We start from the raw sequence: 14,793 nt of genomic DNA, 5'->3' as shown, positions 1-14,793 counted from the left end.
ATGAGTAACTTAAAGCAAATTGGCTACTTTGCATGTGCAATTTTTGCGGTAAAAGGAATGGGTTTTATACTTTTACCCATTACAACTCGCCTTTTAGAACAACAGGAGTTTGGTCAATTAAACTTCCTAGTAACACTGTCTGCATTATGTTCTCTGGTCGTTTCATTAGGGTTACCTGAGTTATTGCTAAAGCAACAATACGATTCTTTTAAAGAAAAAATGGCATTGTTCCGTGACGCTTTAATCTTAATTCTATTGTTCTGTCTAATGTTCATTCTTTTTGGATTTGTTTTTTCAGAAGATATCATCAAAGCATTACCCGCCAATATCAAGCTGATAGATCTCAAGTTATTAATAATAAATCTTGCGCTAGCAGCCATATTAAGTATTCCTTATACCTATTATCGACTATTTGATCATGCGCAAAAGTATTGTTTTTACAGCGTTTCTCATGCACTGATTCAAACCTGTTTAACAATTACTTTATTAGTGCTTGGCTATAATATCACCGGCGTGATGGTTTCAGGAGTTGTGTGCACCCTAATTATTTTAGCTTTCACTGTTCATGATATTGCTGATGCAATAAAAGTTAGCTACGCAGAGTTTAGTTGGCGAATCAAAAAATCTCAGGGTGTGTTTTTACTTTCTATAATTTCATCGGGGTTGTTTGTTTATGCAGGTAATGGTGCAGAAAATTGGTTCATTGTTGCTTACTTCGATGAAAAATTGTTAGCTAATTATTATGTTGCGGCTCAGTTTGCAATTATAACCTCATTCACCTTTGAGCCAATTAGACTATGGTGGTTTGCTAAACGCTTTAACCTTATCAAAACAAACAAATTACAGTATCAACAGTATGCTATTTTGTCTCTGAATACGGGTCTTGTATTGTGCGTTATAATGGCCATTATTGCGCCTTTATTACTTAATTTTGTATTACCAGCTCACTATCATGGGCATGACGAATGGCTCGTGTTGCTAATATTAGTTGTTGCTATCAGACATCACAGTGACATTTTAAATATTGGTTGTTACATGCATAAAAATGGTGTGTATGTATCTGTTGTTAATTTGCTAACTGCATGTTTAGGGTTAACTTTACTGTATTTCTTGGTGCCACGTTTTGCAGTTGAAGGCGTAATAGCCGCTTTAGCTATCATGCAAAGCTTTAAATTAGTGTGTTTTTACATTTTGAGTCAACATCTTGAGCCTTTGCAGCTAGATTTTTTTGCTGTTATCCCAAGTTGGATTGCATTAGTATCAATAACCTTTGTAACACTGCAATTTGAAAGTTCACTAACAGCTAAAGGGCTTATTCTTGTCTTTTACATTACCGGATTAGCCTTCCAATATAAGTCACTATTTTTACCTGCCATTAAAAAGCTAGTTAAGGGGCATGATTATGCTCAATTACTATAAACAAAACACGCTTTTAATTAATGGCATTTTAATTACTTTTGCTGTAGCAGTGACATACGCAATGGTAGGGCCAATTGCTGTATTTGCTTTGTTGCTTCTGCCATTCGCTGCCTTCACTGCGGTAAAAGTCAGTGTTGCATTTATTATATTATTCATCCTGTTTAGTTACTTTAGACTCCATGAGGCATTTCCAATATTAATGCCTTTTAAAATACCAAAGCTGCTAGCACTTGCATCGTTGCTTGGTATTGTTTGGCATCTTTTCATTTCTCAAAAACTTAAGCCTCACTGGCAAACAAGTCACCTTGTGTTCTTTTTATGGTTTGTCTGGCTAACCGTGTGTGTATTCAGTGCGTCTAATCGTGGACTTGCGATGGAATACTGGAGTGGCGTTTTAACTAAAGTGCTCATAATGGTCTTTGCAATTTCTTGGTGGATGACATCACTTAAACATTTTAATGCAGTCAGAATTGGCATCATGATTTCTGGTGCTGCCATAGCCTTAGTGGCACTGAGTAACAAAATGAATGGGATTGGTTTAGTTGAAGGGACACGCGTGACAATCTCACGTGAACTACGTTCACAATTAGGTGATCCCAATGACTTGTCATTGGTAATGATGTTCCCTGTGTCGTTTTTAGCAGCAGAAGTGTTTGATACAAGTGCGCATAAAGTCAGACGAATAATTGCATTAATTTGCTTAGTGATTGCTATTAGCGGCGTTATTGCGACTCAAAGTCGAGGCGGACTACTCGGTATTGCAGCAGTGATTAGCTTCTTTATTTATCAAAAAGTTAAGAACCCCGTAGTTGTAGCTTGTATTGGTGCTGTTGGAATGCTTGCTATGGTAGCGTTTGCTGGTATTGCTGATAGGCAAAGTGGTGGTTCACATGAAGGCGGAGTTGATGAATCTGCTATGGGCCGTATCTATGCATGGCAAGCAGCGATCAATATGGCGATTCATAACCCACTAACGGGGGTTGGCGTTAATAATTTTGTTGTTAATTACTATTTTTACAGCCCCCATTGGGATGGCAAGAATCATGCAGTACACAGTACATGGTTTCAAGTTTTAGGTGAAACAGGCATTGTTGGCATATGCATTTTCATATTAGTGATTGCCTGTATTTACCGCAGTTTAAACCGAGTATTTTTGATAAATACGCAGTTAAATGATGAAAAAATAGCGGTAAATGCGAAAGCGTTAAAAGGCGGTTTAATTGGCTTTATGGTGTCTGGAACCTTTTTAACTCAAGCATTTACATGGCCTATTTATATAATCCTTGCTTTAACAATTGCCTTAGAAAAGCTGGTAATGGATAGACAACGGGAGAACGCACATGAGTGAACAACTTAAACATTGGTTAAAATCAAGTGACAGCCCATTTGCAAAATCACTTTTTCAATTTGCAAAAGCTATTCGCAATCCGAAAATTTGGGTGATCCCCGGTGTACATTCCTTGCTGTTTAAACTGCATTTACTTATTAGCACAACGATTAGCGAGATGGCACGTATCTTTTATTACACACCGTTATTTAAAAGCCAAATTAAAGGCACTAAAGCTAATTTATATCTTTATTCAGGAATGCCACAAATATTAGGCAAACTCGAAATTAGTTGTAAAGATAATACGCGCATTAGTGGTATTACAACATTTTGTGGGCGGAGTCAGGGCGAATACACACCTAAGCTTATGATTGGCAGTAATGTTGATATTGGCTGGCAAAACGCATTTTCAGTGGGGCGTAATATCATTCTAGAGGACGATGTGCGTCTTGCTGGTAGGGTGTTTCTAGCAGGGTTTCCTGGTCACCCATTAAATTCACAAAGACGTGCAAAGGGTGAGCCTGATGATGAGTGCCAAGTAGGCGATATCATCATTAAACAAGGCGCTTGGATTGGTACTGGTGCAACTGTACTTGCAGGAGTAACAATCGGTGAAGGGGCTATTGTTGCAGCAAGCGCTGTCGTAACTAAAGATGTACCTGCAAATACTATCGTTGCCGGTAACCCAGCAAAAGTTGTTAAACAGCTTAAGGATTCGCTATGAAATTTATTGTATTCGGCGAAGACTGGCAAAGTCACCCAAGTAGTACACAGCATCTATTCAAACAACTAGCAAAACAGCATCAGGTTATTTGGATTAACTCGATTGGGATGCGCAAACCAACATTTCGCTTGATTGATGTGAAACGAGTTTTTAATAAATTAAAAAGTCTTTTTTTATCAAAGCGCTCAAGCCCAAATGCTAAAACAACTGATCATAGCCTCAATTTAGATTTAACAGCGCACACATTAGCTGTTTTACCTTGGCACGATAACCTTATTGTAAGGTTATATAATAAGTGGATTTTTAATAAAAAAGGTTTGATAGGTGATGAGCCAATTGTGTATTGGTTAAGTGTGCCAACAGCAATTAGTTTAATTTCTCCAAGAGAGCAAGATAAAGTAATTTACTATTGTGGTGATGACTTCTCAGCACTGGCTGGTGTTGATCATAAAATGGTTGCGCCATTTGAAAGTGAACTTATCAAAAAAGCAGATACTATCTATGTTGTTAGCGAGCGACTTGCCAACAAAATGCCAAAATCCAAAGTGAAAATGCTTTCTCATGGGGTTGATTTAGCACTTTTTACTACGCAAACAGCAAAAGCCAGAGAACTTGAGCAAATAAGCAAACCAATTATTGGTTTTTATGGCTCCTTAAATGCTTGGCTTGATAAAGCCTTATTGTTGACTCTTGCTAAAGTGAGGCCTGAGTATCAATTAGTGTTAATAGGACACCTCATAGAAGATTTCTCTGAGCTACTCAAGTTGGACAATGTAACCCATATAAAGGCTGTAGAGCATCATCGCTTAGCTTCATTTGCACAGCATTGGCAAGTATCGATCTTACCGTTTGTTGATAATGAGCAGATAAGATCTTGTGATCCACTCAAGTTAAAAGAATACATAGCCACAGGCACACCAATCGTTACAACACGCTTTGCTGCGGTTAATCCTTATCGTGAGACCATCTTAATAGCAGATACCCATCAAGGTTTTATCGATCGAATTGACTATGCAGTTAGCTTAAGTAAATCACAAAACTTAAACTGGCGAACCAATCAATCTCAGCAAGCTAATAATCATAGTTGGCAAGCAAAAGCAACGTTAGTTTGTAAACAACTAAGATTTTGCTGATTTAATCGTAAAACCTAAAAGCTGCATCTTGTATAGCTACAACATGCAGCTTTTTGCATTTTGGCTCGAGACCTGCAACTTACTTATTAAATGAATGTATCAGGGTTATTTATTTTCAATTTGCAATCAATAACCCAAACATTTTGCAAAATGCAAAGCAATAGGTAAATCATGTTAGTAAAAGAGCAAATCAAACGGTTACTATATTTAGGGCTTTATGCGCTATACACGCGTATTAAGCTTTTTATTATCCCGTTTTGTATTGTGCCACTCGTCGTGATTGTGCTTGCTTTATTTGCACAAAAACAATACAGCAATCATGCAACTATTTTAATCGAAGAATCTGCACTACTTAACCCATATTTAGATGACTTATCTTTCTCATTTCAATTATCAGATCGTATTGCAGCATTACGCACCTTAGTTATCAGTCGCAAAGTACTTATCTCTGTAGCGAAAGAAACACAATTAATCCCTGAAAATGCCAGCAATAAACAGGTTGAAGAAATACATCAACAGTTGTCTAAGGCTTTATCTTTATCTTTGATTGGTGATGAGCTGGTCCGCATCAACTTTATTTGGCATAACCAAGCACAAATGAAACCCGTGCTTGAAAAGGTCGTTGAAAAATTTATAGAGCGTTTACTTGCTCCAACTAAAGCTTCTCTGGATACGTCTGAGCAATTTTTCTACATACAACTTGATAGTCTACGTGAAGAATTAGAGGCTTCAGAAGAAGCACTAGCAGAATTTAAAAGTCAAAACAGTAATACTTTACCAGCCGTGCTTCATAGTAACCGGCAAACATTTGATACCTTACTAACTGAAAAACAACAAAAAATGATTGCTCTATCTGGTGCAAAAGCAAAGCTTAACGCACTGGTAAGTAAAGTAGGGCAAGCAAATCCTATTTTAGGAAACTTAGAAGAAAAAATAATCCGTACAGAATCAGAACTCAGTTTGCTGCGCACTCGCTATACCGATAAGCACAGCAAAATCATCGAGAAAAAACGTACCCTCGTTAATTTAAAAAGCCGTCAACAAGCATTACTAGAGAAAAGCGAACAGTTAAGTACAACAAATATCGATCAGCTTTGGCAGTTAGTGAACACCTTACCTTCTCAAGATAACAAAGAATCAAGTGTATTGGTTTCTCAACTGTTAGCACTTGAAGAGGCACGCAACAACTTACTACAACAAGAGCAAGAGTTTGCCATGTTAGAAGAGCAAGTGAAGCTAGTGAGCGATCGTTTATTAGTGACCAGTGATGTTGAAAAGCAATTACGTAAACTCGAGCGTGACTATGAAGTAAAACAATCACTATACAAAGATATGCTCAGTCGTTACGAAATGGCCAAAGTGACCGGCAAGCTTGTTAAATATGAAGGCCCTGACAAAGTTAAGACAATTGAACGCGCATATAGCCCAACGCAACCAATAAATACCTCAATTATGATGACTGCAATAGTTGGACTTATCTTAGGGATATTTACAGGTGGTGCAAGTGTGTTTGTTGCAGCCCTTTGTGATAGCCATTTAAAAGACACGCAAACCATTGAAAAGTTAACTAACACTGAGGTGGTAACAATACTTCCTATCGTCAATAACGGGGAATTAACCGGCATTATTGAAGGAGAAAAATCATGAATGTTATGCATTTAGTTCAACACTTACAGGTAGGTGGCTTAGAAAAAATGGCAATAACGCTGCTTCAAAACAGTCAATTTAAGCATTCAAGTATTATTGTTTCGCTTGAGGGAGATAGAAATACTGCATTTGAACAGTGGCCTGAGCTTGAGCCTTTCAGTCATCGCATCATTTGTTTAAATAAAAAGCCAGGGATCAGTTTATCTGTTATAGCTAAAATCAAAAGTCTAATCAAAGAGCATGATATTAACATAATACATAGCCACCACATTGGGCCACTGATTTATGCGGGGATAGCAAGTTCGTTATCGCAAGGTTCAGTACGGCATATTTCAACAATACATGACGCATGGTACCTCACTAATACAAAGCAACGCACTTTTACAAAGTTATTAGATTCGTTAACTAATATATATTGGGTTGCTGACGCACGCATTGTTGCAGACGAATTTAGAGCCAAAACTGCGATTATCCCCGAGCGCACTATTTTAAATGGCATAGATTGCGAAAACTTTATGGCTATTGATGCTAAAGCAGCTCGTGAACAATTCAACTTACCAAATAATGTTAGGTTAATCGGCTGCGCAGCAAGACTTATAGAAGGGAAGGGTCATAAAGATATGATTCATTCACTTCGCTACTTACCCGATGATTTTCATATGGTATTTGCCGGAGATGGAGACCAAAAAGAGTATTTATTAAATTTGGTAAGAAGCTTGCACTTAACTTCGCGGGTTCATTTTTTGGGAAATGTACATGATATGCGTGCATTTTATTCAAGTATTGATGTGATGTGTTTGTACTCTCAACGCGAAGGCCTTCCACTTTCAATAATTGAAGCAATGGCATGTGGTATTCCAATTGTGGCCAGTGATGTGGGAGGCATTCATGAAGTCGTTACTCCAGAGCAAGGTGAACTTGTCAGTGTTAATGACTTTAATCAACTTGCTCCTGCAATTCAAAGAGCTTGTACTTTACCGCGGGGACTCTGTATCCGTCACCATGCTATTAAGGTTGCTGATGCACGAACAATGAGCAGTAAATACGATAATTTATACTCAGCACTGCTGATGTAGGAGGTTAGTATGACATTTGTTACGCTTCTATTTATTACCTTGGTGTGTGTTGTTATATATCACCATATCGGTTACCCAATTTTGTTAAAACTGATTGCCTCAAGAAAGTTAAAACCAACTACACAGCAAGAGTGTGCTGATAAGTATCAACCAAAAATTGCGATTTTAATGTGCGCTTACAATGAACAGCAGCACATTGCTGAGAAGCTCCATAATCTAGCCTCATTAATTTATGATAACAGTCGCTATTCAATCCATGTTTATTTTGATGGCTGTACAGACAACACGATAGAACAGGCAATGCAAGCTCAACAAGTGCTTCATAGCCAAGGAGTACAGTGCTTTTTTCATATTCGCGATGAGAATATGGGGAAAGTACAAGGCTTAAATACCCTGATGGGCATTGCAAAATATCAAAACGATATTCTACTTTTTACCGATGTCAGTGCCTTATTAAGCATTGATGTGCTTAATAAAGTTGTAGAGCATTTTGTTAATCCCTCTATCAGTATTTTAACCGGTGTGTACACATTGGATGACGATGCACCTGAGTCACAAAAGGTTTATTGGCATTACCAAAATCAAATTAAGAAATCAGAATCGAACCTTGGTGCTGTTATTGGTGTCCCTGGTGCTATGTTCGCTATGCGCTCAAGCGATGCGTTTGAACTTGAACAAAACACCATAAATGACGATTTTGTTTTATCAATGAAAGTATTGGGCAAAGGGGGCAAGGCGGTACTTGACGAAGACGTTGTGATATACGAACGTGATTGCGATTCACAAAGCGATGATTACACCCGCCGCGTACGTTTAGGCGCTGGAAATTGGCAACAAATTAAAGCCTTAATGATTTTGTTAAATCCTCGTTTAGGTTGGACTTTTCTTAATTATTTTTCTCATAAAGTTCTGCGTGGTGTAATGCCTATTATTTTAGCCTTTATCTATGCCAGCATTATTTTTGAGGCATTTATTGCACACACATTGTGGGCACAAGCTCTTGCAACAGCTATAGCGTCTTTACACATTACACATATAGTCAAAGCAACTTGCCAACTTTCAACACCTATACCTTTGATTGATAAGATCAACTATATATTAAATAGCTACTTCTTAGCATTGTGGGGAATCATTCGCTACGAACTTGGCTACTTTGACAAACCTTGGAAACGGGTTAGGTCAATTCGTAAGGTCTCAACCAAAACGCTAGTTAAAATAATAAAACGCACAATTGATATTGTTGGCGCGCTAGCACTTCTCACTCTTGTATGGCCAATCTGCTTAATAACTGCTGTTGTAATTAAACTTACCTCAAAAGGCCCAGTGATATTTAAACAGTTGAGAGTGGGCGAAAGCTCAGATGAATTTGTGTCTCTTTTTTACGTTTACAAATTTCGCTCTATGGTTGTTGATGCTGAGTCACACTCAGGTGCAGTTTGGGCAAGTAAAGATGATCCAAGAATAACAGCGGTTGGCCGTTTTATGCGTAAAACCCGTATCGACGAGCTTCCGCAACTTTTTAATGTTCTTAAAGGAGAGATGTCTTTAATAGGCCCTCGACCTGAACGCCCAGTTTTCTATGGCAAACTGGAAAAAGATATTCCCTATTTTTGTCAACGTACTTACGGGGTGAAACCGGGTATCTCAGGTCTTGCACAAGTAATGAACGGATACGACGAAACAATAGAAGACGCCAGAAGTAAGATAGGTTGGGATTACGCTTATTCATTGAGTATGTCTTCTCCTGTTGCATGGGCAAAATTAGAATTATCAATTATCCTGCGAACCTTACTTGTTGTTTTCACTGGTAAAGGACAATAACAGGTTCTGCAAATTACGTTGCATAATGCAATTTTTACTATCAAAAAAGTTTGCATTATGCATCAACCAGCATTTATTAATATATAAATCAATGCGTTATAAACTGGCACTGTAGTTGTACTGTTAACTATGACTAACCAAATACAAAGGTAGAAGATCATGGCTAACAACACAAAAGTATCTGCAGACAGTAAATACATCACACTCCCAAATGATTTTTCGGGCCTTGCAGTAGACGGCTTTAAAGATCAATTCGAAGAAGTAGCACAAGGTAAACAAACCAACGTTGTACTCGATTTTAGTGAAACAACTTTTATCGACTCATCTGGTATAGGTGCGATGGTCTTTTTATATAAACGCATTGAGAAGAAAGGCCAAAAGCTGTCATTACTTAATGTCTCTGGTCAGCCTCATAAGTTAATGAGTCTGTTAAGAGTAGACAAAACAATCCCTTTCATTGAACAAAATGATATAGCTTGAGGTGAGTTATGAAGCACACACTCTTTATCATAATTTTGCTCACGTTAGGTGGATGTGCTTCTTGGCCTGATGAAGGGCAAGGCGGCTGGGCTGAAAAATATCAGAACTACCCGTTAACCGATGAGCAAAACGAGCTTATATACGATACACAGGAAACCATTGTACTTAGTGAGTTTGAACATCACGTACTCAAACTTGATTTACTAAAAGCACAAGGTATTCAACAATGTATGCCTGCTCAATTATTAAAAGCACAGATATACGAAAACCGCATTCGTCGACTCATTGCGGCTAAAATGTGGTCTGATGCCGAGCATGATTTACTCGTTCATTACCATGGACTAAATCAACTAACTAAACACTTCGAGACGGTTAATGCTTTAACTAAATGCGGTGCAGCAACAAAAGCAGAAGAGCCAATGAGTGTTTCTCTAAAAGAACAGATCACAGAGCTTTTGAATAGCGATAATCAATTTTCGTTAAACGACTTTCAGGTAACGCCGAAGTATCTCTCACGCTTAGCACAAGCTGCAGATCTAATTAAACAAGTGAAAAATGTTGAGTTATTGCTTGTCGGTCATGCTGATATTAGTGGTCAGCAAATAACAAATTATGAACTGGCTTTTAAACGCGCCGAAACAGTGAAACATTGGCTGGGTGTTTATGGGGTAAACCTTGCAACTATGACCACCTTAACACAAGGAAGTTTATCGCCTTACAGCGAACAACCTGATTCAAGTTTTAAGCGCCATTCAGATAGACGTGTAAACGCGATTATTATCGACAAGGGTGACGAAAAAGCAAATGAGCAACATCCTGCATTATCTAGTTGGACGAAAATCTTAAACGGGCCTAAGGAGTAATACCATGAAACAATTACTTTTATTACTTTGTTTAATTTTTCTCGCAACCTCAGTGGTTGCTGAAGAAATCAAAGTGGGCAATAAGCTTTTCGTCTATTTACCTGGTGAAGCTGATTTTTCTCAACCATTTGAGGTAGATAAAGATGGCTCTATCACACTGCCTGAGCTGGGTCGTTTTAATGTGGCAGGCTTAGAACTTAAAGAAATTGAAGCACAGCTCAAAAAATCACTCAGTGAAGTCTTTGTTGCAATGGATGATTTTTATGTAGAAATACATTCGCGCGATATCTTTATTAATGTAATGGGTTATGTGAATGAACCTTCACAAGTTAGTATTCCAAACGACGGTAACATTCAAATGGTAATAGCCAGAGCTGGGGGCTTAAAACCCGGCGCCCAACTAGACCGCTTACAAATCCGCCGTGCAAATGAAGTTATAGAGTTCAACTATAAAGCGTATCTAGACTCAGGCAACATAGATTTACTTCCCAGCTTACAAAGCGCTGATACTGTATTTGTGCCTGTTTCTCCGCTATTAGGTAATGTACAAATTGATTTTGATGCTCAAACATTAAGTGCTTCTGGCGATGCGAGCGATAACAGTGCGATTACTTTATTGGGTGAAGTGCACAACCCGGGTAGTTTCTCTTTTAAAGAAAATATGAGTGTGCTAGATGCATTAATGCGTGCAGAAGGCGTAACTCGCTATGCTGATGTAACTAAAATTCGCGTCATTGTTGATAAAACCCCAGTGGTATTTGATCTAAAAGCATACTTAGATAAACCAAGCAACGATACCATGCCAGGGCTCAAAGCGGGCTCTACTATCTATGTACCAATTATGGTCGATGATGTGAATACCACATCAAGAACCGTGTACATCATGGGAGAGGTACAAAAGCCTGGTGCCTATGAAGCCGCAGAAAATACAAGCTTTTTAGATATTCTTGCTAATGCTGGGGGGCCAACACGCTTTGCAGAGACACGTCAGATTAAAATCTTAACTCCAGCAGGCGAAAGCATCTTATTTGACTTACAAGGTTACAGCGAAGGCATAGTCACAGTAAAAGTACCAAGCCTTAACCCAGGCGATGTGATTTTTGTACCAGAGAAAACCGATCAAAACGAAAAAAGCTGGTTAAAAGTACCCCCAAAACGTGCCATCAAAATTATAGGTGCCATTTTATCTCCGGGCCGTTATGAGTGGAGCCCTGAAATGGACTTTACAGATTTACTCGCCCATGCCGGCGGCCCAACAAAAGGGGCCAATATAAACGACATTAAAATTGTTAGAAATGGCGAAGTGACAAAACGCTTTGATTTAGAGCAATACACAATTAGTGGCGCTAAAAAGCATGCGTTACCGAGTTTACAAGCGGGTGATACCATTATAGTTGAAGAGTTACCTGTTGATCCTTCAGACAACAAATCACAGTGGATCCGCCAAGAGTCTGGAAAATCAATTTATATTATGGGGCAGGTTGGTTCACCTGGTCGATATGCTTTTAATACCAACATGCACTTTATTGATATTTTGGCTGCAGCTGATGGCCCGACCGATAATGCAGACCTACGTAATATTCGTATTACTCATCGTAATGGTAATACGGCTAAAGTTAGCAGGTTAAACCTTGCAATGTATTTTGAAACCGGCGATGAAACATTATTTCCCCATGTTTTACCTGGCGACACCATTTATATCCCAGAAAAAAACAAAGACTGGTTACGTACACCTAAAGAGCAAGTTGTTCGAATCATGGGCGCAGTTGAAAAACCAGGACGCTATAGCTTTGACGATACCATGACTGTGCTTGATGTTTTAGCAGAAGCAGGCGGTCCATCAAGTTCAGCACTCATCGACAAAATCGTGGTTGTGAACCACTCTTGCTGCAAAGAGCAATCAAGAGTATTTGATTTAGAAGAGTTTGTGAAAAACCCTAACTCAGCTTACATACCGGTTCTACGAGCGGGCGATACACTTTATGTCCCTGATAAAGGGCAAGATTTAATGAGTCAATTTAAATCAAACTTCTTAGATTTTATTACTGTGCTAGCTTTAGTGGTGGGCTTATGAAATTAATTCCTGCGCAATACCAAGAACTAGAAGCTGTGTGTAACGAAATAGATAATGCTAAAGCACGTTGCATTTGTTTTATTTCTTTAACAGGCAATGAAGGGTCAACGTCATTGTGTGCAAGTGTTGCTAGACGTTTAAGTTTACAAGGTTCAAGAGTACTAATTATCGACTTGAACCCTTTAAACCCTTTTAAATTGGATGCGCAAACAAAAGCAGAATCATGGTGTTTTAGTGATATATCTTGTCAGCTTAATATTATTAATACTGATTATGTTGATTTATTAACCATGCAGCACCTAAAAGAGTTGGAATCGGTAAAAAATAAAACAGTACTCAATGATGCGATTGAACGAATAAAGCAAGAGTACGATTTTATTTTTTTAGATATGAGCCCGGCCTTGAAACGTAACCGAGGTAATGTGCCGCTGCATGCATTAAGTCTGTGTACTGAATTAACCTTTTTGACAGTATCACTTGGTTACAACAATGAAGAGGCGCTGTGTCACGGGGTCGCAAATTTAAACAATGCGGGGATAAAAAATATAAAAATTGTTGTTGCTCAACATCAGTTTGCACCGCTTGGTAGTCGTATTTTAAATACACTCAATAAATACCAACAAAAGTGGCCAACACTCACTAATTTTTTAATTAATAAAGTGATCAAACAACGTTGGTTATTTGTTCCTTACTGAGGCCTTGTATGGATTGTTTATATCAAAAATCATTTCAATTAGATTGGCCTATTGTTAGTGAGATCCGCCATATTCTAAAACATGTATTAACAGCTATAAGTGTTAAAAATCAAGATATTGATGCTGTCGGCTTGGTTGCTACTGAGTACCTAACAAACTTGCTACGTCATAGCGAGGAAAGTGATAAAAAGCTGCAGTTTTCAATGTATAAATTACCTAAAAATAAATTGCTTATAGAGTTCACTGATGCAATGCCAAGCTATAATTTGTTTGAGAATCATAGCTCTGATTGGCATCTAGAAAGTGGTGAGTTAGTAGAAGGTGGTATGGGTGTAGCGCTTATTAAGCACTACTTCCCAAATGCTAAGTACACATCAGAGAAGCACAAAAATACCTTTTCATTTCATTTATCAAACATTGATAAACGACCAACACTGATTTATATCGATGATGACAAATCTCAGTTAGCTTTGCTAAATGCTTATCTTTGCAACCACTTTCAGGTAATTTGCTGTGAAGATATAGAGTCAGGTTGGCAAGAGCTACTTACATCGGGCGCAACGATTTTGTTGCTTGACCATAAACTAAAAAATGGCACAAGTGAGCCATTATTAAAAAAATTAAATCAGTCAAATATTAAAACAAATTTATCAGTAGTCATGCTAACCGGAGATGATAGTGATGAACTTATTAAACGGATAAATTTATTAGGGGTTGATGACTACTTAGTAAAACCCGTAACAAAAACTCGATTACTTCAAAGTATTGAACGAATTGTTCATCGATTCTCTGCGTTAAAATATTTAATTAACCAAGAGCGAATGCAAACACAGCGTAGTTTAACAGATCATACCGCCTATAATTTTGGCTCGATTATTTCACAAAATGGTGGCGATTTCTGTTTATATCCCCACCAGCCACAAAAGCCAGTTATCTTAGGAGATATGATGGGGCATGGCATTACAGCTTTAAAAGAAAGCTTCGCCATCAAAGGTTTTTTGAGTGGCTGTTTGGCCACAGAGATCCCCTTACAAAATGTTCTTAGCACCTTAAACACAGCACTCTGTGAACAACGACTGTGTAAATCGAGTTTAGTGACCTTATTAATAACATTTATAGAAAACAACACATTCCATTGGTTCAATGCCGGTCATCCTGCTCCTTGTGTTATTACTAAAAAAGGGCAGTTAAAACAGTTAACTGGAACAGACCCTTTACTTGGTTTAAGTGATGAGCATCACTACTCACATTACCAATATGACCTGAGTGATGTTGAGCATATTTTACTATTTACTGATGGCTGGTTAGACAACCAACATTTTAATGAGGTGGGTCAACACATAGCAAATTTAACGGCCGAAGATCTTCACAGTGAACAATTTGCATATAAGCTTTGGCAATCAAGCCAAGTTAAACTATCAGACGAAGTTGATGATGCATCTTTAATTGTCATCAATAAACACTAAATATAGAGTTTACAAAGTCACCAATTAAGCACTAAGCTACTAGTAAGGAACTGTAAAATAATCACTTT

General features: G+C 38.1%; 12 protein-coding genes. All 12 read left to right on the top strand.

Translation table 11 applies throughout. The annotated features are described in order from the left end of the window. Complete coding sequence (locus tag QL229_RS10445) at nucleotides 1–1,419, top strand: oligosaccharide flippase family protein (protein ID WP_138557525.1); 1,419 nt, start codon at nucleotides 1–3, stop codon at nucleotides 1,417–1,419. Next, a complete protein-coding gene (locus tag QL229_RS10440; RefSeq protein WP_281546852.1) occupies nucleotides 1,403–2,767 on the top strand; it encodes an O-antigen ligase family protein in 1,365 nt (454 codons plus the stop codon). The genes QL229_RS10445 and QL229_RS10440 overlap by 17 nt, the downstream gene beginning before the upstream one ends. Further along, nucleotides 2,760–3,470 (top strand): acyltransferase, encoded by a 711-nt coding sequence (locus QL229_RS10435; RefSeq protein WP_138557527.1) that lies wholly within the window; start codon nucleotides 2,760–2,762, stop codon nucleotides 3,468–3,470. The genes QL229_RS10440 and QL229_RS10435 overlap by 8 nt, the downstream gene beginning before the upstream one ends. After that, on the top strand, nucleotides 3,467–4,603 hold the full coding sequence (locus tag QL229_RS10430) for a glycosyltransferase (RefSeq protein WP_138557528.1): 1,137 nt from the start codon (nucleotides 3,467–3,469) through the stop codon (nucleotides 4,601–4,603). Before QL229_RS10435 ends, QL229_RS10430 begins: the two co-directional genes overlap by 4 nt. A gap of 171 nt (nucleotides 4,604–4,774) precedes the next feature. Then, entirely contained in the window at nucleotides 4,775–6,250 is a 1,476-nt protein-coding gene (locus QL229_RS10425) for a GNVR domain-containing protein (protein ID WP_281546851.1), read from the top strand. Beyond that, the gene (locus QL229_RS10420; protein WP_138557530.1) at nucleotides 6,247–7,326 is read left to right on the top strand and encodes a glycosyltransferase; all 1,080 of its coding nucleotides are present in this window, start codon (nucleotides 6,247–6,249) and stop codon (nucleotides 7,324–7,326) included. Before QL229_RS10425 ends, QL229_RS10420 begins: the two co-directional genes overlap by 4 nt. 9 nt (nucleotides 7,327–7,335) lie before the next feature. Then, a complete protein-coding gene (locus QL229_RS10415) occupies nucleotides 7,336–9,147 on the top strand; it encodes a sugar transferase (RefSeq protein WP_138557531.1) in 1,812 nt (603 codons plus the stop codon). A gap of 159 nt (nucleotides 9,148–9,306) precedes the next feature. Then, nucleotides 9,307–9,627, top strand: coding sequence for an STAS domain-containing protein (locus QL229_RS10410; RefSeq protein WP_138557532.1), 321 nt, complete (start codon nucleotides 9,307–9,309; stop codon nucleotides 9,625–9,627). 8 nt (nucleotides 9,628–9,635) lie between these two features. After that, on the top strand, nucleotides 9,636–10,490 hold the full coding sequence (locus QL229_RS10405) for an OmpA family protein (RefSeq protein WP_281546850.1): 855 nt from the start codon (nucleotides 9,636–9,638) through the stop codon (nucleotides 10,488–10,490). A 4-nt stretch (nucleotides 10,491–10,494) separates the two neighbouring features. Next, on the top strand, nucleotides 10,495–12,564 hold the full coding sequence (locus QL229_RS10400) for an SLBB domain-containing protein (RefSeq protein WP_281546849.1): 2,070 nt from the start codon (nucleotides 10,495–10,497) through the stop codon (nucleotides 12,562–12,564). After that, the gene (locus QL229_RS10395; protein ID WP_138557535.1) at nucleotides 12,561–13,259 is read left to right on the top strand and encodes an AAA family ATPase; all 699 of its coding nucleotides are present in this window, start codon (nucleotides 12,561–12,563) and stop codon (nucleotides 13,257–13,259) included. Before QL229_RS10400 ends, QL229_RS10395 begins: the two co-directional genes overlap by 4 nt. Before the next feature lie 8 nt (nucleotides 13,260–13,267). Continuing rightward, nucleotides 13,268–14,725, top strand: coding sequence for a SpoIIE family protein phosphatase (locus QL229_RS10390; protein ID WP_281546848.1), 1,458 nt, complete (start codon nucleotides 13,268–13,270; stop codon nucleotides 14,723–14,725). The last annotated feature ends 68 nt before the right edge of the window (nucleotides 14,726–14,793 follow it).

This window comes from Pseudoalteromonas sp. PAR1, assembly GCF_947311895.1.
GTDB lineage: Bacteria > Pseudomonadota > Gammaproteobacteria > Enterobacterales > Alteromonadaceae > Pseudoalteromonas > Pseudoalteromonas lipolytica_C.
Note: the sequence above shows the minus strand (reverse complement) of the source record. Positions and strands in the feature narration are given on the sequence as shown.

Excerpts from the sequence above, each read along its gene's own strand:
- QL229_RS10420 (WP_138557530.1), top strand. The coding sequence starts at position 6,247 with ATGAATGTTATGCATTTAGTTCAACACTTACAGGTAGGTGGCTTAGAA.
- QL229_RS10445 (WP_138557525.1), top strand. The coding sequence starts at position 1 with ATGAGTAACTTAAAGCAAATTGGCTACTTTGCATGTGCAATTTTTGCG.
- QL229_RS10410 (WP_138557532.1), top strand. The coding sequence starts at position 9,307 with ATGGCTAACAACACAAAAGTATCTGCAGACAGTAAATACATCACACTC.
- QL229_RS10415 (WP_138557531.1), top strand. The coding sequence starts at position 7,336 with ATGACATTTGTTACGCTTCTATTTATTACCTTGGTGTGTGTTGTTATA.
- QL229_RS10405 (WP_281546850.1), top strand. The coding sequence starts at position 9,636 with ATGAAGCACACACTCTTTATCATAATTTTGCTCACGTTAGGTGGATGT.
- QL229_RS10395 (WP_138557535.1), top strand. The coding sequence starts at position 12,561 with ATGAAATTAATTCCTGCGCAATACCAAGAACTAGAAGCTGTGTGTAAC.
- QL229_RS10390 (WP_281546848.1), top strand. The coding sequence starts at position 13,268 with ATGGATTGTTTATATCAAAAATCATTTCAATTAGATTGGCCTATTGTT.
- QL229_RS10425 (WP_281546851.1), top strand. The coding sequence starts at position 4,775 with ATGTTAGTAAAAGAGCAAATCAAACGGTTACTATATTTAGGGCTTTAT.
- QL229_RS10435 (WP_138557527.1), top strand. The coding sequence starts at position 2,760 with ATGAGTGAACAACTTAAACATTGGTTAAAATCAAGTGACAGCCCATTT.
- QL229_RS10400 (WP_281546849.1), top strand. The coding sequence starts at position 10,495 with ATGAAACAATTACTTTTATTACTTTGTTTAATTTTTCTCGCAACCTCA.
- QL229_RS10440 (WP_281546852.1), top strand. The coding sequence starts at position 1,403 with ATGCTCAATTACTATAAACAAAACACGCTTTTAATTAATGGCATTTTA.
- QL229_RS10430 (WP_138557528.1), top strand. The coding sequence starts at position 3,467 with ATGAAATTTATTGTATTCGGCGAAGACTGGCAAAGTCACCCAAGTAGT.